Source organism: Rhizobium sp. PRIMUS64, assembly GCF_023006465.1.
In the GTDB taxonomy this organism is placed as follows: Bacteria; Pseudomonadota; Alphaproteobacteria; order Rhizobiales; family Rhizobiaceae; genus Rhizobium; species Rhizobium leguminosarum.
This window is the reverse complement of record NZ_JALBGX010000137.1, coordinates 1-17149: the sequence shown is the minus strand read 5'-3', so window position 1 is coordinate 17149 and position 17149 is coordinate 1. Positions and strand designations below refer to the sequence as shown.

Genomic DNA, 17149 nt, shown 5'->3' with positions numbered 1-17149 from the left:
GTTCCGGTCGACCTGCCGGCCGACGGCGATTTCGGCGCGGCCTTTGGCGCAGCCCGCCTCGGCCTGATCGCAGCAACGGGGGCAGATCCCATTGCCGTCTGCACGCCGCCGGTAACAGCCGGAACGATCGAGCCGGTGTCGGCACTGAGCGGCGCTTATGAGGATGCTTACAAGCGCTACCGCGCGCTCTACCCGGCGATCAGGTCGCTGGCGCATTGATATTTGGGCAGCCGCCGATCCGCCTGCCTGCACCCTCTCCCCAAGGGGAGGAGAGACCAGCAGCGGCGCCTCTTTCCCTCTCGCCAGCGGGGAGAGGGTAGGGTGAGGGGGCCCACGGAACAACAGACAAGAGTGAACCCAAGGAGAACCAACATGAGCACCGGATTTTTCGGCGATATCCAGAAAGTAAAATACGAAGGCCCGGACAGCACCAATCCGCTGGCCTTCCGCTACTACCAGCCGGACGAGATCGTCATGGGCAAGCGCATGGAAGACCATCTGCGCTTTGCGGTGGCCTATTGGCACACCTTCACCTGGCCGGGCGGCGACCCGTTCGGTGGCCAGACCTTCCTGCGTCCGTGGTTCGAGGACACGATGAAGGCCGCCAAGCTCAAGGCCGACGTCGCCTTCGAATTCTTCTCGCTGCTCGGCTCGCCCTACTACTGCTTCCATGACGCCGACGTGCGTCCTGAGGGCAAGAACTTCGCCGAAAACACCAAGAACCTCAACGAGATCGTCGATTATTTCGCTGAGAAGCAGGCCGCAACCGGCACCAAGCTGCTCTGGGGCACGGCGAACCTCTTCTCCCACCGCCGCTATATGTCGGGCGCTGCGACCAATCCGGATCCTGACGTCTTCGCTTTCGCCGCTGCGACGGTAAAGACCTGCATCGATGCCACGCAGAAGCTCGGCGGCGAAAACTACGTGCTCTGGGGCGGCCGCGAAGGTTACGAGACGCTGCTCAACACCGATATTGGCCGCGAGCTCGACCAGCTCGGCCGCTTCCTCAACCTCGTGGTCGAATACAAGCACAAGATCGGCTACAAGGGCACGATCCTGATCGAGCCGAAGCCGCAGGAGCCGACCAAGCACCAGTATGATTACGACGTCGCGACCGTCTATGGCTTCCTCAAGAAGCACGGCCTTGAAAACGAGGTGAAGCTCAATATCGAGCAGGGCCACGCGATCCTTGCCGGCCACTCCTTCGAGCACGAGCTGGCGCTTGCCAATGCACTCGGCATCTTCGGCTCGATCGACATGAACCGCAACGACTACCAGTCCGGCTGGGACACCGACCAGTTCCCGAACAATGTTCCGGAAATGGCGCTCGCCTATTACCATGTTCTGGCAGGTGGCGGATTCAAGACCGGCGGCACCAACTTCGACTCGAAGCTTCGCCGTCAGTCTCTCGACCCGGCAGATCTGCTGATCGGCCATATCGGCGGCATGGATTGCTGCGCCCGCGGCCTGAAGGCCGCCGCCAAGATGATCGAGGACAAGGCTCTGTCGCAGCCGCTCGCTGATCGTTATGCCGGCTGGGAATCCGCCGAGGCGCAGAAGCTCTTCCGCGGCGAGTATTCGCTGGATGAGATCACCCACTATGTCGAGAGCCACGACGTGAACCCGCAGCCGAGATCCGGCAAGCAGGAGCTGCTGGAGAACGTCGTCAACCGTTACGTTTGATGAAGCGCACCGGCGGTCATCGACCGCCGGTGCAAGCCTCTTCGGCCCGGCGAGGGCGCAAAGCCTTCAGCCTCTATTGGTTTACCGTTTCGACCAGTTGCGCGATGGGGCTGAGACGGAGTTTCGAACCACCAGATCCGGCCGCAGCAGGATTTCCGTTTCGGTCGGCCGGCCATCGGACAGGAGTTCCAGCAGCAGAGCCATCGCCTGCTTGCCGATTGCCGTTCTCGGCTGGCGGATCGTGGTCAGCGGCGGCGATATGAAGACCGCCTGCGGCACGTCGTCGAAACCGGTCACCGAGAAATCCCGCGGAATATCGTAGCCTCGCGCGCCGAGCCCGACCATAACGCCGATCGCCGTCTGGTCGTTGACGCACATGAAGGCCGTCGGAAGCGTGTCGCGCATGAAAAGCTGTTCGACCGCATGCCGCCCGCTTTCGATCGTGCCGTCACCTTCGAGCACGATCCTGGTGTCGGGCGGGATGCCGGCGGCGTCGAGACCGGCATCGTAACCCATCCGGCGCCTGGTATAGGCAAGCCGGGTGCGCGAATCGCCGATGAAGGCGATCTTGCGATGCCCTTCGGCCAGCAGCAGGTCCACCGCTTTCCGAGCGCCCTCGGTATCGTCGACGCCCACATAGGGAATGCCGCCGTTGAACACGGGCTCGAAAACACCGACGCTCGGCGGCAGCCGTGCGGTCATCGTCTGATGCCCGAAGGGCAGGATACCGGTGAAGAGGATCAATCCGGCCGCCTGGTTGGAATTGAAGAATTTCAGATATTCCAGACCGCGCTGGGCATCGTTCTGCGTGTGGCCGATCAGGATGCCGTAGCCGTGCGCGCGCGCTTCGTTCTCCAGCCCGACGAGAATGTTGGAGAAATTGGGATCGCCGATATCGGGCGCCACGACAAGGATCATGTTGGAGCGGCCGAGCCTCAGGCTGCGCGCCATGGCATTGGTCGTATAGCCGGTGATGGCGATCGCCTGGTTGACCTTGAGGCGCGTGGAGTTGGCGACCTTCTCCGGCATGTGGATTGCCCGGGAAACCGTCGCGATAGAGACCTCGGCGATCCGGGCGACGTCTTCGATGGTTGCGGGCGTGGAATTCGACACTGAGCTCTGCCTTGGGCTGTCTTCGCCGCGACACTACACAGACTTGTCGAGAGGTCAAAGGCAGGCTTCAACTGATCTGTGTAAATCAACGATGTAAACCTTTACACGATGTATGTAAAGGTTTACATAAGGCTTCAGAGCGGACGGGGAGCCGCTTTGGGGAGGATCAGATGACCGTGGAGATCGCCGACACCGCACCCGTGGTGCTGTCCGCCAGGCGCATATGCAAATCCTTCAGTGGAGTGCAGGTCCTCTTCAGCGTGAACTTCGATCTCCGCGCCGGCGAAATCCATGCGCTCATGGGTGAAAATGGCGCCGGCAAATCCACGCTTGTCAAGGTTTTGTCCGGTTTCGAACAGCCGAGTTCCGGCGAAATCCTGCTCGACGGCAAGTCCGTCGTCCTGCCGCCCAATGGCGCCGCCGAGGCGCTGGGCATCGTCATCATTCACCAGGAATTCAACCTTGCCGAACATCTGACCGTGACGGAAAGCCTCTTTCTCGGGCGCGAAGTCACCCGTTTCGGCATGCTCGACCGCAAATATATGCGGTCGGAGACACGCAAGGTTCTCGACGTGCTCGGTTCGCATGTCGATGAGAATGCGCTGATCAGCACGCTTTCCATCGCCGACAAGCAGATGGTCGAAATCGCCAAGGCGATCAGCCGCGATGCGCGGGTGGTGTTCATGGACGAGCCGACCGCGGTGCTGTCGCGGGAAGAGACCAATATGCTGTTCAAGCAGGTTCGCAAGCTTCGCGACCAGGGTACCAGCTTCGTCTTCGTGTCCCACAAGCTCGACGAGGTGATGGAATTGACCGACCGCGTCACGGTGCTGCGCGACGGCCAGTGGATCAAGACTTCGGCGACGTCCATTCTGGACGGGGAATCGATCGCACAGCTGATGGTTGGCCGCGAACTTTCCAGCCTCTATCCCGCCAAGGTCGAGCCTGATGTCGACGAGGAGATCGTCCTCAGCGTCGCCTCGGTGTCGACGGGGTATGTAAAGGATGCGAGCTTCGAGGTGCGCAAGGGCGAGATCATCGGTTTTTCCGGCATGATCGGCTCGGGCCGCACCGAACTGATGGAAGCGATCGCCGGATTGCGGACCCGTCTCGAGGGCGAGGTGGTCATCAAGGGGGAAACTGTTCCCTCCGGCGACGTGCATGCCGCCAATCGCTGCGGGCTCGCCTACATGACCAAGGACCGCAAGTCGAAAGGCCTGCTGCTGCGCTCCGGCATGGTGACCAATCTGACACTGCAATCGCTCGGAAGGCACGCTCGTCACGGCTATCTGAGCCCGGGCAGCGAAGCGGCCGCGATGGCAAAGGCCAAGCGCCGCTTCGATATCAGGGTTCGCGACGGTAATATCGTCGCCGGCCGGATGTCGGGGGGGAACCAGCAGAAGCTGCTGCTGGCCAAGGTCATGGAGACCGAGCCTCAGATCATCATCATCGACGAGCCGACGCGCGGCATCGATGTCGGCACCAAACAGCAGATCTATCATTTCATCTCGGCGCTCGCCCGGGACGGCCGGTCGATCATCGTCGTGTCCTCGGAGATGCCGGAGGTCATCGGCCTCTGCACGAGAGTGGCGGTGATGCGCGAAGGGCGTATCGTCGGCGTGCTCGAAGGAGACGAGATTTCCGAGCAGGAGATCATGCGTTACGCCGCCGGGCTCAAGAAGAAGGCGGCCGCCTGAAGGCTGAAGCAGGGCTTTGCCGATCAGGAGGACACATAAGATGCCCAGAAAATATGGGACGGGAGGTTGGTTTTGGAAATGAGTGTCAACGAAGAGACCAGGGAAATCCGGCGCCGATCCTGGCGGGATGTCGACCTGCGTGCGGTCGCGCCCTTCGTCGCCCTTGCGCTGCTGCTAATCGTCGGAGCCCTGGTCAATCCGAATTTCATCGGCATTACCAACCTTGCCAATGTCGCGACGCGCAGCGCTTTCATCGCCATCATCGCGGTCGGTGCGACCTTCGTGATATCAGCAGGGGATCTCGACTTGTCTGTCGGCTCCATGGTGGCCTTCGTCGCCAGCCTGATGATCCTGCTGATGAATTCGGGCGCCATCGCAAACCCGGCTTTGATGCTGACGGTCGCCGTCGTCTTCACGATCGTCGCCGGCGCGCTCTGCGGTCTGGCAAACGGCCTGATCACGACGGTCGGCAGGATCGAGCCCTTCATCGCGACGCTCGGAACGATGGGCATCTATCGCGGCCTGACGACATGGCTGTCGCAGGGCGGCGCGATCACGCTTCGCTCCGCCGATATCCAGACGCTCTATCGCCCTGCTTATTTCGGTAATGTCGCCGGCATACCAGTGCCGATCGTGGTGATCCTGGCAGTGACGGCGGTTGCGGCCTTCATCCTCTATCGCACCCGCTACGGGCGCCACGTCGTCGCTGTGGGATCAAACAGCGATGTCGCCCGCTATTCAGGTATCGCGGTCAACCGCGTCAGGACGATCGCCTTCGTCATCCAGGGACTGTGCGTCGCCATCGCCGTGCTGCTCTATGTTCCCCGTCTCGGCTCGACGTCGGCGACGACGGGCATCCTGTGGGAGTTGCAGGCGATCACGGCCGTCGTCGTCGGCGGCACGGCGCTCAAGGGCGGCGCGGGCAGGGTCTGGGGCACGATCTGCGGCGCCTTCATTCTCGAACTGGTCGGCAACATCATGCTGCTTTCGAATTTCATCAGCGAATATCTGATCGGCGCCATCCAGGGTGCGATTATCATCATCGCCATGTTCGTCCAGCGCTCGCTGGTGCGCAAATCATGAATTGACCGGGCTTGTAATTGGCCGGGGTTACAATTGATCGGGCTTACAGGGCGCCCGGTCCCGATATGGAAAAGTCCCTGAATTATTGGGAGGAAATAGCATGCGTAAATTGATGTTGGGCCTGGCGGTTGCGGCGGTGACCTTCGCCGGCGCCGCTCACGCCCAGGACAAGAAATTCACGATCGGCGTGTCCATTCCGGCCGCCGACCACGGCTGGACGTCGGGCGTGGTGTTCCATGCCGAACGCGTTGCCAAGCTGCTGATGGCCGAACATCCCGGTCTCAACGTCATCGTCAAGACCTCGCCGGACGCCGCAAGCCAGGCCAACGCCGTGCAGGATCTCGATACGCAGGGCATCGACGCCCTCGTCATCCTGCCGTCGGATCCGGATCCGCTCGTCAACGCCATCAAGGAAGTCAAGGGCAAGGGCAAGTTCGTCGCCCTCGTCGACCGTGCGCCGAGCAACAACGACAATTCCGTGCGCGATCTCTATGTCGCCGGCAACAACCCAGCTCTCGGCGAAGTCGCCGGCAAGTACATCAAGGACACCACGCCGGATGCCGAAGTGGTCATCATCCGCGGTCTGCCGATCCCGATCGACCAGCAGCGCCAGGACGGCTTTGACAAGGGCATTGCCGGCTCGAACGTCAAGGTTCTTGACCGCCAGTACGGCAACTGGAACCGCGACGATGCCTTCAAGGTCATGCAGGACTATCTGACCAAGTACCAGAAGATCGACGTCGTGTGGTGCCAGGACGACGACATGGCCGTCGGCGTTCTGCAGGCGATCGAGCAGGCCAAGCGCACCGACATCAAGTATGTCGTCGCCGGTGCCGGCTCAAAGGACATGGTCAAGAAGGTCATGGATGGCGACAAGCTGATCCCGGTCGACGTTCTCTATCCGCCGGCAATGGTCGGTACGGCGATGGAGCTGACGGCGGCGGCACTTTACGACCAGGTCCCGGTTCACGGCAGCTACATCCTCGACGCGACGCTCGTCACCAAGGACAATGCCAAGGACTTCTACTTCCCGGATTCTCCGTTCTGATCCATTCATTGGAGATGTGCGCCCATTCGAAAGGATGGGCGCATTTTTTATGCTTTCCATAGAGCGGGTGGCCGAAAATGCTGCACGTACCTCTTGCCCGCCAAAGCCCATCATGATTAGCTCGCCGCCATATCGCATCTGGCTTCGCGCCAAATCACGAGCCAAGGGCGAGGAGGCGCCTTGCTCCCGCCAAATTGCGTGCTACAACACTTTCAGAAACGTTTACGGTCGATATTCAGGGAGGAATCTGACATGAAGACGATCAAAGGCCCCGGCCTTTTCCTTGGCCAGTTCGCGGGCGATACTGCTCCTTTCAACTCGTGGGACGCGATCACCAAATGGGCGGCCGACATCGGTTACAAGGGCGTCCAGGTGCCGACCTGGGCCAGCCAATTGATCGATCTGAAGAAGGCTGCCACGTCCAAGGATTATTGCGACGAATTCGCCGGCAAGGCGCGCGAAAACGGCATCGAGATCACCGAACTCTCCACTCATCTGCAAGGGCAGCTCGTCGCCGTTCACCCGGCCTATGACGAAGCCTTCGACGGGTTTGCTGCACCGGAGGTGCGGGGCAATCCGAAGGCGCGTCAGGAATGGGCTGTCGAGCAGGTCAAGATGGCACTGACGGCGTCCAAAAACCTCGGGCTCAAGGCGCATGCGACCTTCTCCGGCGCGCTTGCCTGGCCCTTCATCTATCCCTGGCCGCAGCGTCCTGCCGGTCTGGTCGAGACCGCCTTCGACGAACTCGCCCGCCGCTGGACGCCGATCCTCAACCATGCGGACGAGAACGGTATTGATGTCTGCTACGAGATCCACCCGGGCGAAGACCTCCATGACGGCATCACCTTCGAGATGTTTCTGGAGCGGGTGAAGAACCATCCGCGCGCCAACATGCTCTACGATCCTTCGCACTACGTCCTGCAGTGCCTCGATTATCTCGACAACATCGACATCTACAAAGACCGCATCAAGATGTTCCACGTCAAGGATGCTGAGTTCAATCCGACCGGGCGCCAGGGCGTCTACGGTGGCTATCAGGGCTGGGTCGAACGCGCCGGCCGGTTCCGTTCGCTCGGCGACGGCCAGGTCGATTTCGGCGCGGTGTTCTCGAAGATGACGGCGAATAATTTCGACGGCTGGGCCGTGGTCGAATGGGAATGCGCGCTGAAGCATCCGGAGGACGGTGCCCGCGAAGGCGCCGAATTCGTTGCCGCCCATATCATCCGAGTCACCGAAAAAGCCTTCGACGATTTCGCCGGCAGCGGCACGGATCAGGCGGCGAACCGGCGGATGCTGGGGCTCTAAGCTTCTATTCCCTTCTCCCGAGTGGGGAGAAGATGCCCGTAAGGGCAGATGAGGGGGATGAGGAGCGATAGCGACGAATGCCTTGAGCGACAAGCGAAAGGCATATCTGTCGCCAGGCCCCTCATCCGGCCCTCCGGGCCACCGACCGGGGTTGAGCCACGGGGCTCAACCCGTCCTTCGAACCCCCGAGGGGAGAAGGGAAGAAAAATTCAGGAGGAATCAATGGCAATCGAAGCATCATCCGAACAGACACGTGAGCCGCGCATCCGGCTCGGCATGGTGGGCGGCGGCGCGGGCGCGTTTATCGGCGCGGTGCACCGTATCGCGGCACGTATCGACGATCAGTACGACCTCATCGCCGGCGCGCTGTCGGCTTCGCCCGAAAAGGCGATCGCATCCGGCCGCGATCTCGGCCTCGATCCGTCGCGGACCTATTCCAGCTATCGCGAGATGGCGATCCGCGAAGCGAAGCTGAAGAATGGCATCGAGGCGGTGGCGATCGTCACGCCGAACCATGTTCACTACGATGCGGCCAAGGAATTCCTGAAGCGCGGCATTCATGTCATCTGCGACAAGCCGCTGACATCCAACCTTGCCGATGCGAAGAAGCTGAAGAAGATCGCCGACGAGAGCGGCGCGCTCTTCGTGCTGACGCATAATTACACCGGCTATCCGATGGTCCGCCAGGCGCGGGAGATGATTGCGAATGGTGAACTCGGCGACATCCGCGTGGTCCAGGCCGAATACCCGCAGGACTGGCTGACGGAAGCGGTCGAGCAAACCGGCCAGAAACAGGCTGCCTGGCGCACCGATCCGGCGCAGTCCGGCGTCGGCGGCTCGACCGGCGATATCGGCACGCATGCCTATAATCTCGCCGCCTTCATCACTGGCCTGGAGCTCGACAGCCTCGCCGCCGATCTCGACAGTTTCGTTCCGGGCCGCCGGCTGGACGATAATGCGCATGTCATGCTGCGCTTCAAGGCGAAGGGCTCGGAGAAGCCGGCCAAGGGCATGCTCTGGTGCAGCCAGGTGGCGCCCGGCCATGAAAACGGCCTGATGGTACGCGTCTACGGCACCAAGGGCGGGCTGGAATGGACCCAGAAGGACCCGAACTACTTGTGGTACACGCCTTTCGGCGAGCCGAAGCGGCTGATCACCCGCGGCGGCGCCGGTTCAGGCGCTGCTGCTGGCCGTGTCACGCGCGTGCCATCAGGGCATCCGGAAGGTTATCTCGAAGCCTTTGCGACGATCTATACGGAAGCCGCGCATGCGATCAACGCCCGCAAGAAGGGCAAGGCCGTCGACAAGGCGGTGGTCTATCCCACAGTCGATGACGGCGTGAAGGGTGTGGCCTTCGTCGAAGCCTGCGTCGCGTCTTCGAAGAAGAACGGCGCCTGGATCAAGGTGTGAATTTGCCGATCCGCGTGGCCCAATGAAAAACGCCGAGGCGATCTCAAGTCGCCTCGGCGTTTTATTTTATTTTCGGTCAGGCAGCAGCGGTGCGGCCACGCTTCAGTAGGTTATCGACGCTCAAGGGTCCGGCGCCTGCCGCCACCAGATAAAGAAACACGAAGCAGAACAGGATCGCCGCGACGCCGCCGTTCTGTGCGGGGTAGATGCCCTTCGAGGCATGCCCGATGAAATAGGCGAAGGCCATCAGACCGGAGAGCACGAAGGCTGCGATACGGGTCTGGAATCCCACCAGGACCAGGAAGCCGAGGGTGAGTTCGAGCAGCCCGGCAATCCAGGAGAGCGAGCCCGCGGGCGGCACACTTGCCGCAGCGGGAAAATGCAGGATCTTCTGTGTTCCGTAGCTGAAAAGTACAAGTGACGAGACAATGCGCAACAGGCTCAGCAGATGAGGCTGCAGCGAATGGACCGAAGAGAGCATTGGATTCCTTTCATATTTGTGATGCCATTTCCCCGTGTAAGGATCGCGGTCTCAACGGCCAAATCACGACTGCTGACATTGCCGTTATGAGGGCAGCTCCGTGGTGGGGGAGGGGCGGCTGCAACGCCGTTGCAGCTGTTCTGTTTTTCCTCCTGCAACGTTGCAGTTTTTCTCGCCGTCAGCCTGTACTTTGCCTTCAGGCTTGGCTAAATCCGGCGCAAACGGCTCAACCTGAGAGATAGGATTTACAGATGATCGATCCGAAGAAACTCGCGGAGCGCTTTCCCGGCGACTTCACTTTCGGCGTTGCCACCGCTGCCTTCCAGATCGAAGGCGCCAGCAAAGCCGATGGCCGCAAGCCATCCATCTGGGATGCTTTCTGCAATATGCCCGGCCGCGTCCATAATCGCGATAACGGCGACGTTGCCTGCGATCACTACAACAGGCTGGAACAGGACCTCGATCTCATCAAGGAAATGGGTGTCGAAGCCTATCGGTTCTCGATTGCCTGGCCGCGCATTATCCCCGAAGGCACGGGTCCGGTGAACGAGGCCGGCCTCGATTTCTACGATCGGCTGGTCGACGGCTGCAAGGCGCGCGGCATCAAGACCTTCGCGACGCTCTACCACTGGGATCTGCCTCTGTTGCTCGCCGGCGAGGGCGGTTGGACGGCGCGCTCGACCGCCTATGCGTTTCAGCGCTATGCCAAAACGGTGATGAACCGCCTTGGCGATCGCCTCGACCGGGTCGCGACCTTCAACGAACCCTGGTGCATCGTCTGGCTCAGCCATCTCTACGGCATCCATGCTCCGGGCGAGCGCAACATGCAGGCCGCCCTTCACGCCATGCACTACATGAACCTTGCCCACGGTCTCGGCGTCGAGGCGATCCGCTCGGAAGCCCCAAATGTGCCCGTCGGGCTTGTGCTCAACGCCGCTTCGGTCATTCCCGGCTCCGACAGCCCGGCCGATCTAGCCGCCGGCGAGCGTGCGCATCAGTTCCACAACGGCGCCTTCTTCGATCCCGTCTTCAAGGGCGAGTATCCGAAGGAATTCGTCGAGGCGCTCGGCGACCGCATGCCTGTCATCGAAGATGGCGACTTGAAGCTTATCAGCCAGAAACTCGACTGGTGGGGCCTGAACTACTACAAGCCCGAGCGGGTCACTGATGATGCCGAACGCAAAGGCGATTTCCCCTGGACGGTGGAAGCGCCGCCGGCAAGCGACGTCAAGACCGATATTGGCTGGGAAATCTATGCGCCGGGCCTGAAGCTCTCGGTCGAGGACCTCTACCGTCGCTACGAACTGCCGGAATGCTACATCACCGAGAACGGCGCCTGCGACAACACCGATGTCATCGACGGCGAGGTCGACGACACGATGCGCCTCGACTATGTCGGCGATCACCTCGAAATTGTTGCCGGCCTCATCAAGGACGGCTATCCCCTACGCGGCTATTTCGCCTGGAGCCTGATGGACAATTTCGAATGGGCGGAAGGCTACCGCATGCGCTTCGGTCTGGTCCATGTCGATTATGAGACCCAGGTGCGTACGGTAAAAAAGAGCGGCAAATGGTATCGCGAACTCGCGGCCAAATTCCCGAAGGGTAATCATAAGCCGGGTTAGGGGGTGCGTCCTCAGGCGGGCACAAAAATAGCTCGTCAGAAACCTGCAACAGCCGGTTGCTTAAACGTTTTTGAACCCTTGGCTGGCAAAGTCCGACGGTCAGGAGTCGTAATGCAGACAGCCGGAAAGTCGCAGAGCAAAAGATCGGGAGTAAGCCGTCACATCACCGTCACCGGCGTGCTTTTCTCCTTCGCGGTCATCGTCGCGGTCGTCACCATCATGGTGCTGACGGCGCTCGAACGCGTGGCTGAAAATGCCAATCTCCTCGATGACGAGCGCTCGCGCGAAACGACGGTCGGCGCGCTGAAGACCTTCGAGGATCAGCTCGGCGCGACGCTCGACGATTACGCCGCCTGGGACGACGCCGCCGTCAACGTCTATGCGCCGGACGGCATGGCCTGGACGGTGAGCAATTACGGCGAGATGTCGGTCAACAGCTCGCTGTTCGACATGGCGATCGTCATCGATGGTGAGAAGAAGGCGATCATGGCCTATCGCGACGGCAAGCCGATGGAGGAGCCGCTCACGGATTTCTTCGCGCCGTCGCTCTGGAGCCTGCTCGACACGGTGAAGGCGGCCGGTCCGGCCGATCGTCCCCAGGCGATCGGTTTCGTCACCACCAAACGGGGCATTGCCGCCGTCGGCGTGGCATTGGTTCGGAAAAAGTCCGGTGCGCTTGATGTGCCCGCCGGCCAGCACCGCTACCTCGTTTTCGCCCGCCATCTCGATGACGACAGGGTGGCCGCTCTCGGCCAGACCTATGTCATCGGCGGGCTGAGGCTGGCGCCGCCGAGCTTTGCGGCCGACTATCGCGTACCGATCGTCGATCCGACGGGGGCAACGCTCGGCAAGCTCGTCTGGATCTCGCGTTCACCCGGCGATATCGCCTATGCACAGGTGCGGCCGATGGTCATCCAGGCGCTCGGCCTCGTCGGATTGTTTTTCGCAGTACTGCTGGCTATCGGCTGGCTTGCCGGCCGCCGCCTGAAGGCGGAGGAAGGCAGCGCCCGCGAGGAGGCGCTGCGCGACAGGCTGAGCGGCCTTTCCAATCGCGACGGTCTCGGGCTCGCCGTCGATCGTTTTGTCGTCGAGGCACGCCAGACCAAGCGCAATGTGCTGCTCCTCTATCTCGACCTCGATGGCTTCAAGGAAGTCAATGACAGCTATGGCCACGGCACCGGTGACCAGTTGATCCGCGCGGTCGCGGCCGGGCTCGACGTGCTCATTCCGCAAGGTGCGGTTCTTGCCCGTATTGGCGGCGATGAATTTGCGATCGCCTTTCTCTCCGACAGCGAGAATGCCGCCGCCCTGCAGCTTGCCGAGCAGATCCTCGATTTTCTCGTCGAGCCATTGGAGATCGGTCGCCGTGTCGTCGTCGTTGGGGCAAGCATTGGTATCGCCATGTCGCCTTTCGGGGCGATCGGGCGTGAGGAGCTGGTGCGCCGTTCCGACCTTGCCATGTACAAGGCGAAGGAGGCCGGCCGCGCGCGCATGACGCTCTACGACCCGTCGATGGACGCCGATCGAGAGCAGCGCAATGCGCTGGAGCTCGATCTGCGGATCGCCATCGAAAGCGGCGACCTGACGCTTGCCTACCAGCCGCTGATCGATGCGGCGACGCATGCCATGACCGGCGTCGAGGCGCTGGTGCGCTGGAACCGTCCGGGACATGGCCCTGTGTCGCCCGAGCTGTTCATCCCAATCGCCGAGACCAGCGGCCTCATCGAATCACTTGGCCTGTTCGTGCTACGCAAAGCCTGTGAGACAGCCAAGCAATGGCCGGACCTCAACGTCTCGGTCAACGTCTCGCCCGGCCAGTTCCGCAATCCCGCCTTTACCGACTATGTGCGCTACGTGCTGAAGCAGACGGAGATCGAGGCCGGTCGTATCACGCTCGAGATCACCGAGGGCTACATGATCCAGAATCCGCAGCGCACCCGCCAGTCGATCGAACGGTTGAAGGGGCTGGGGGTTAAGGTGGCGCTCGACGATTTTGGCTCCGGCTTCTCCTCGATCGGTTATCTCAGGCAGTTCGGCTTCGACCGCATCAAGATCGACCGCTCGCTGGTCATGGGTGTCAACGAGGACAAACGCCAGCGCGAGATGCTGCAGGCGACGGTAGCGCTTGCCCGCTCGCTCGACATTCCGGTGACGGCCGAAGGCATCGAGACCGAGGAGCAGGCGATAGCCATGCGCCTGTTCGGCTGCGACTGCCTGCAGGGCTATTGGTTCGGAAAGCCTGTGACATCAGACCTTATCACCGAGATGCTGAACGAGCGGCGTGCAGCGGAGCCGGAAGCTCGGCGCCGCATCAGCGCTGTCTGACTGGTGGGCCTGATCCTCAGACAGCAAGGCTGTTCCAACCGGAATCCCGGCTTAGCTGCCGATATGCCGTTGGCCACGCTTTTTCGCGAGGGCGATCTGGTGCTGCCGCTGACGGTAACGCAGCCGGTCTTCCTCCGTGCGCTTATGATAGCAGTGGCTGCAGGAAACGCCTTCCTCGTAGAGCGGTGAGGTGATTTCTTCTGCGGTGATCGGGTTGCGGCAGGCGTGGCACAGCCTGTGTTCGCCTTCCTTCAGACCGTGCTCGACGGAGACGCGCTCGTCGAAGACGAAGCAGGCGCCATCCCAGAGGCTTTCCTCCTGCGGCACTTCCTCCAGATATTTCAGGATGCCGCCCTTCAGATGATAGACCTCGTCGAAGCCCTCAGCCTTCATGAAAGCGGTCGCCTTCTCGCAACGTATGCCGCCGGTGCAGTACATGGCGACCTTCGGCTTGTTGTGCAGGCCGGGATTGTTGCGCACCCAATCGGGAAATTCACGGAAGGTCTTGGTCTTCGGGTCGAGCGCGCCGCGAAAAGTGCCGATTGCCGTCTCGTAATCGTTGCGGGTGTCGATGACGATCGTATCGGGATCGGAGATCAGCGCATTCCAGTCCTTGGCCGCCACGTAGGTTCCGACCACTTTGTTGGGGTCGATGTCCTCGACGCCCATGGTGACGATTTCCTTCTTCAGCTTCACCTTCATGCGCAGGAAGGGCATTTTCGAGGCGCGGCTTTCCTTGTGCTCTAGGCCCGAAAATTCCGGCTGGGCGCGCAGGAAGGCGAGCGCGGCTTGAGTGCCGGCATCCGGGCCCGCGATCGTGCCGTTAATGCCTTCATGCGCCAGAAGCAGCGTTCCCTTGACGCCGTTCTCCTCGCAAAGCGTCTGCAGCGGTGCCTGCAGGCTGGCAAAGCGCGGCACGGAAACGAAATGGTAAAGTGCGGCCACGAGGAACGGGCTGGTGTGTGTCAGGCTGTCGGTCATAGGCCGGAAATACAGAAAATCGGCGGGCGGCGCAATTGCCTTCGCCGGTGGCGGCCTTGACAGGTAATCGATTATCCCTGCGCCTGCCATTCGGAAAACGGCCGCACGCCGAAGCTCCGGTCGGGGTCGGCGTCGAGAACGCTGATGAACTCGATTGAGTGCCCGTCCGGATCCTTGAAATAGATCGACAGCGCCGGCATCCAGCCGAGAACTACCGGCTCCGTTACCGGTTCACCGGTAAAGCCGAGAGGTTCCACGCCCTTTGCCCTGAGAATGTCAGGCGCCTGCAGCACGCCATCGGCGGTCATGCGGAAGGCGATGTGCAGCCGCATCTTCAGCGGCCCGGTTCCGGTTTCCCAAAGGCCGAGCATACCGGTCTTCCTGTCGTCCACCCAGAGGAAAGTGACTTTGCGCTCCTCGAACGACGCTGCGAGTTCGAGCCCGACGACATCGCGGTAGAATTCCGTGGAGGTCTTGAAATCGGCAACGGTCAGATGTGTTTCGTAGAGCCCGAGTACCTTCGGCATCGCGGCATTTTCGGCGGTCATTTTTTCCTCGCGGATCAGGTCTCTGCTTGTTTGACCACCGCAAGCTAGGACCTCAAGATTGGTTGAGGTCAACAGGGTTCTTTGTGATATTGCAGGAAATGCAGAGCAACGCGCAGGCACTTCCAGTTTCGCTGTCTCTCAACTCCCGGCCATCAGCCAGAGAAGCTCGATGCGCTGGGCTTCCTCGTCGGCATCATCGGCGAAGACGGCTTCGGCTTTGATCAGCGCTTGCCGCCGGTCTTCCTGCTGGCGGAAGATGATGATGTCGAGCAGATGCGTCAGGTCGTCATTGCGAGTGAAGAGCTGCGGTTCTGCCTCGACCAGTTCGGAGAGTACGGTGAGATCATGGATGTGGCCGAGATCCTCGACGAGTTCGCTGGCCGCATCGCGCTTGGCCTTCATCGCGCCCGGCCAGATGTCGCGCAAAAGGGCATGGTAGAGCCGATAGTCGTAGGTGCGTTTGCGCAGATCGTGGAAATCGTCGGCCGATGCCTCGCCGTGACAGGCTGTAAGCGCGGTCTTGGCCTTCAGCGCGATGCGGCGCCAGCTCTTCGCCAGCATGCGTGCATTTTTGCGGTGGCCGCCATCAAAGGAGACGGCGTCTAAGGCGGCGATCGCCTCCTTCAGAACGTCGGAGGTTTCCGCGAGCCGCTGTTCCAGGCCGCTTTCGGCTTCCGCCATCCAATCACGGCGGCCTTCGAGGATGGTGACGATGCGGCCGAGCGCCTCGCTCTCCTCGTTCCCGCGGGCTGCATGCTGCAGATATTGGGCGGTGCCGATGAGGGCGGTAGCGTCGCGGATCGCCGAAAGCGAGTTTGCGGCATCGCGCAGCCTCGCATTTTCTTGGGCTTGGAAATCCGGAATTTCGCGGGCCACGAGGCGGTAGAGCGAGCGTAGTCGCTTCAGGTTCTTGCGGAAGGAATGGATCGCCTCATGCGCGCCGTCCGGGCGCTTCCTGAGGACAGTGATAGCGTGTTCCAGCTGCTTGGTGGCGACGCTACGGAACGCTTCGGTGAAATCGGCGTCAGGCCGAATGCGATAGGCCATGCCTGTCGTGCCCGTATTCTGTGGCAAGGGCCTGGTTGGAATAGCGGAAGTCCCCGGTTACTTCGCGGCCGAGCCAAGCGGGCAGGGCCGGATCGTCGGTTTCCGCCGTCATCTCCACCTCGGCAATCACCAGTCCGCGATGCTCGCCGGTAAAGACGTCGACTTCCCAGACGAAATCCTCATGCGGAACGCGGTAGCGCGTCTTCTCGATGACGACGCCGATCGCATTCTGCAACAGCTCTTCGGCATCGGCGATCGGGATGTCGTATTCGAATTCGTCACGGGTGATGGTGCTGCGGCCGATCTTGATCGTCAGTTTCGCTTTCCTGCCGTCAAGGATGCGTACCCGCACGGAACGGTCGTCCATCGAGGCGATGTAGCCCTGCCTGAGGACAGACTTCGTCTCGACGGCGGAACGCCATCCATCGCTGCGTACAAGAAACTTCCGCTCGATTTCTTTCGCCATGCCGGTGAACCTTTTGTGACGATTGCGGCACGGTAGCCCACTTTCCAGGCATTTCATACCCTTCTTGTGATGCGGTCCGGTTTTATCTCGACAAGGTTCCGCGGGGGCGTTATTCGGGATGCAAATTCAATCGTTTCAAGGAAGTCGCACGACCATGGGCGAGAAAACAGAGAAGCTCCTTTCCATCCTGAAACTCCAGCCTGTCGTTCCGGTATTGATCGTCGACGATGCGAAGTCAGCGGTGCCGCTCGCCCGCGCGCTCGTCGCGGGCGGGCTGAAGGCGATCGAGATCACCATGCGCACGCCGGCGGCACTCGAAGCCGTGCGCGCCGTCGCT

Annotated in this window: 14 protein-coding genes and 2 pseudogenes; 10 read left to right on the top strand and 6 right to left on the bottom strand. The window is 61.3% G+C overall.

Features of this window, described 5'->3' with window-relative positions:
- Positions 1 to 219: pseudogene (locus MOV76_RS32690) on the top strand (xylulokinase); the annotation flags it as partial.
- Positions 220 to 372: 153 nt separating this feature from the next.
- A complete protein-coding gene (gene xylA / locus MOV76_RS32685) occupies positions 373 to 1683 on the top strand; it encodes a xylose isomerase (RefSeq protein ID WP_028733941.1) in 1311 nt (436 codons plus the stop codon).
- Positions 1684 to 1764: 81 nt separating this feature from the next.
- Here the strand turns inward: xylA and MOV76_RS32680 are convergent, their stop codons facing one another.
- Positions 1765 to 2796 carry a LacI family DNA-binding transcriptional regulator gene (locus MOV76_RS32680; protein ID WP_003543025.1) on the bottom strand — a complete coding sequence of 344 codons (1032 nt, stop codon included), beginning with the start codon at positions 2794 to 2796 and terminating at the stop codon, positions 1765 to 1767.
- A gap of 170 nt (positions 2797 to 2966) precedes the next feature.
- On the opposite strand from MOV76_RS32680, the gene MOV76_RS32675 reads away from it, so the two are divergent.
- The 5 genes from MOV76_RS32675 (at position 2967) to MOV76_RS32655 (ending at position 9339) form a co-directional block, all read left to right on the top strand.
- Complete coding sequence (locus MOV76_RS32675; protein ID WP_247266071.1) at positions 2967 to 4493, top strand: sugar ABC transporter ATP-binding protein; 1527 nt, start codon at positions 2967 to 2969, stop codon at positions 4491 to 4493.
- A 78-nt stretch (positions 4494 to 4571) separates the two neighbouring features.
- Entirely contained in the window at positions 4572 to 5576 is a 1005-nt protein-coding gene (locus MOV76_RS32670; RefSeq protein WP_018243618.1) for an ABC transporter permease, read from the top strand.
- A gap of 100 nt (positions 5577 to 5676) precedes the next feature.
- A complete protein-coding gene (locus MOV76_RS32665) occupies positions 5677 to 6624 on the top strand; it encodes a substrate-binding domain-containing protein (protein ID WP_018072728.1) in 948 nt (315 codons plus the stop codon).
- 252 nt (positions 6625 to 6876) lie between these two features.
- The gene (locus MOV76_RS32660; protein ID WP_012759029.1) at positions 6877 to 7929 is read left to right on the top strand and encodes a sugar phosphate isomerase/epimerase; all 1053 of its coding nucleotides are present in this window, start codon (positions 6877 to 6879) and stop codon (positions 7927 to 7929) included.
- Positions 7930 to 8151: 222 nt separating this feature from the next.
- Entirely contained in the window at positions 8152 to 9339 is a 1188-nt protein-coding gene (locus MOV76_RS32655; protein ID WP_018243617.1) for a Gfo/Idh/MocA family protein, read from the top strand.
- A gap of 76 nt (positions 9340 to 9415) precedes the next feature.
- On the opposite strand, the gene MOV76_RS32650 is transcribed toward MOV76_RS32655, so the two are convergent.
- A complete protein-coding gene (locus tag MOV76_RS32650) occupies positions 9416 to 9820 on the bottom strand; it encodes a DoxX family protein (protein WP_018243616.1) in 405 nt (134 codons plus the stop codon).
- 251 nt (positions 9821 to 10071) lie between these two features.
- Here MOV76_RS32650 and MOV76_RS32645 point away from each other — a divergent pair, with 251 nt between their 5' ends.
- Entirely contained in the window at positions 10072 to 11445 is a 1374-nt protein-coding gene (locus MOV76_RS32645; protein WP_247266070.1) for a GH1 family beta-glucosidase, read from the top strand.
- 111 nt (positions 11446 to 11556) lie between these two features.
- Complete coding sequence (locus MOV76_RS32640) at positions 11557 to 13770, top strand: bifunctional diguanylate cyclase/phosphodiesterase (RefSeq protein WP_247266069.1); 2214 nt, start codon at positions 11557 to 11559, stop codon at positions 13768 to 13770.
- A gap of 51 nt (positions 13771 to 13821) precedes the next feature.
- Here the strand turns inward: MOV76_RS32640 and MOV76_RS32635 are convergent, their stop codons facing one another.
- The 4 genes from MOV76_RS32635 to MOV76_RS32620 form a co-directional block, all read right to left on the bottom strand.
- A complete protein-coding gene (locus MOV76_RS32635; RefSeq protein ID WP_247266068.1) occupies positions 13822 to 14751 on the bottom strand; it encodes a rhodanese-related sulfurtransferase in 930 nt (309 codons plus the stop codon).
- A 71-nt stretch (positions 14752 to 14822) separates the two neighbouring features.
- The gene (locus tag MOV76_RS32630) at positions 14823 to 15299 is read right to left on the bottom strand and encodes a VOC family protein (protein ID WP_247266067.1); all 477 of its coding nucleotides are present in this window, start codon (positions 15297 to 15299) and stop codon (positions 14823 to 14825) included.
- 138 nt (positions 15300 to 15437) lie between these two features.
- On the bottom strand, positions 15438 to 16346 hold the full coding sequence (locus MOV76_RS32625) for a CHAD domain-containing protein (RefSeq protein WP_130653067.1): 909 nt from the start codon (positions 16344 to 16346) through the stop codon (positions 15438 to 15440).
- On the bottom strand, positions 16324 to 16812 hold the full coding sequence (locus MOV76_RS32620; protein ID WP_247266066.1) for a CYTH domain-containing protein: 489 nt from the start codon (positions 16810 to 16812) through the stop codon (positions 16324 to 16326). The genes MOV76_RS32625 and MOV76_RS32620 overlap by 23 nt, the downstream gene beginning before the upstream one ends.
- Positions 16813 to 16966: 154 nt before the next feature.
- Here MOV76_RS32620 and MOV76_RS32615 point away from each other — a divergent pair.
- Positions 16967 to 17149, top strand: a pseudogene (locus MOV76_RS32615) (keto-deoxy-phosphogluconate aldolase); the annotation flags it as partial.

Bases quoted from the DNA above. Each gene is read 5' to 3' on its own strand.
- MOV76_RS32625 (WP_130653067.1), bottom strand. From the start codon at position 16,346: ATGGCCTATCGCATTCGGCCTGACGCCGATTTCACCGAAGCGTTCCGT.
- MOV76_RS32650 (WP_018243616.1), bottom strand. From the start codon at position 9,820: ATGCTCTCTTCGGTCCATTCGCTGCAGCCTCATCTGCTGAGCCTGTTG.
- MOV76_RS32620 (WP_247266066.1), bottom strand. From the start codon at position 16,812: ATGGCGAAAGAAATCGAGCGGAAGTTTCTTGTACGCAGCGATGGATGG.
- MOV76_RS32640 (WP_247266069.1), top strand. From the start codon at position 11,557: ATGCAGACAGCCGGAAAGTCGCAGAGCAAAAGATCGGGAGTAAGCCGT.
- MOV76_RS32660 (WP_012759029.1), top strand. From the start codon at position 6,877: ATGAAGACGATCAAAGGCCCCGGCCTTTTCCTTGGCCAGTTCGCGGGC.
- MOV76_RS32655 (WP_018243617.1), top strand. From the start codon at position 8,152: ATGGCAATCGAAGCATCATCCGAACAGACACGTGAGCCGCGCATCCGG.
- MOV76_RS32675 (WP_247266071.1), top strand. From the start codon at position 2,967: ATGACCGTGGAGATCGCCGACACCGCACCCGTGGTGCTGTCCGCCAGG.
- MOV76_RS32630 (WP_247266067.1), bottom strand. From the start codon at position 15,299: ATGACCGCCGAAAATGCCGCGATGCCGAAGGTACTCGGGCTCTACGAA.
- xylA (WP_028733941.1), top strand. From the start codon at position 373: ATGAGCACCGGATTTTTCGGCGATATCCAGAAAGTAAAATACGAAGGC.
- MOV76_RS32670 (WP_018243618.1), top strand. From the start codon at position 4,572: ATGAGTGTCAACGAAGAGACCAGGGAAATCCGGCGCCGATCCTGGCGG.
- MOV76_RS32635 (WP_247266068.1), bottom strand. From the start codon at position 14,751: ATGACCGACAGCCTGACACACACCAGCCCGTTCCTCGTGGCCGCACTT.
- MOV76_RS32665 (WP_018072728.1), top strand. From the start codon at position 5,677: ATGCGTAAATTGATGTTGGGCCTGGCGGTTGCGGCGGTGACCTTCGCC.
- MOV76_RS32645 (WP_247266070.1), top strand. From the start codon at position 10,072: ATGATCGATCCGAAGAAACTCGCGGAGCGCTTTCCCGGCGACTTCACT.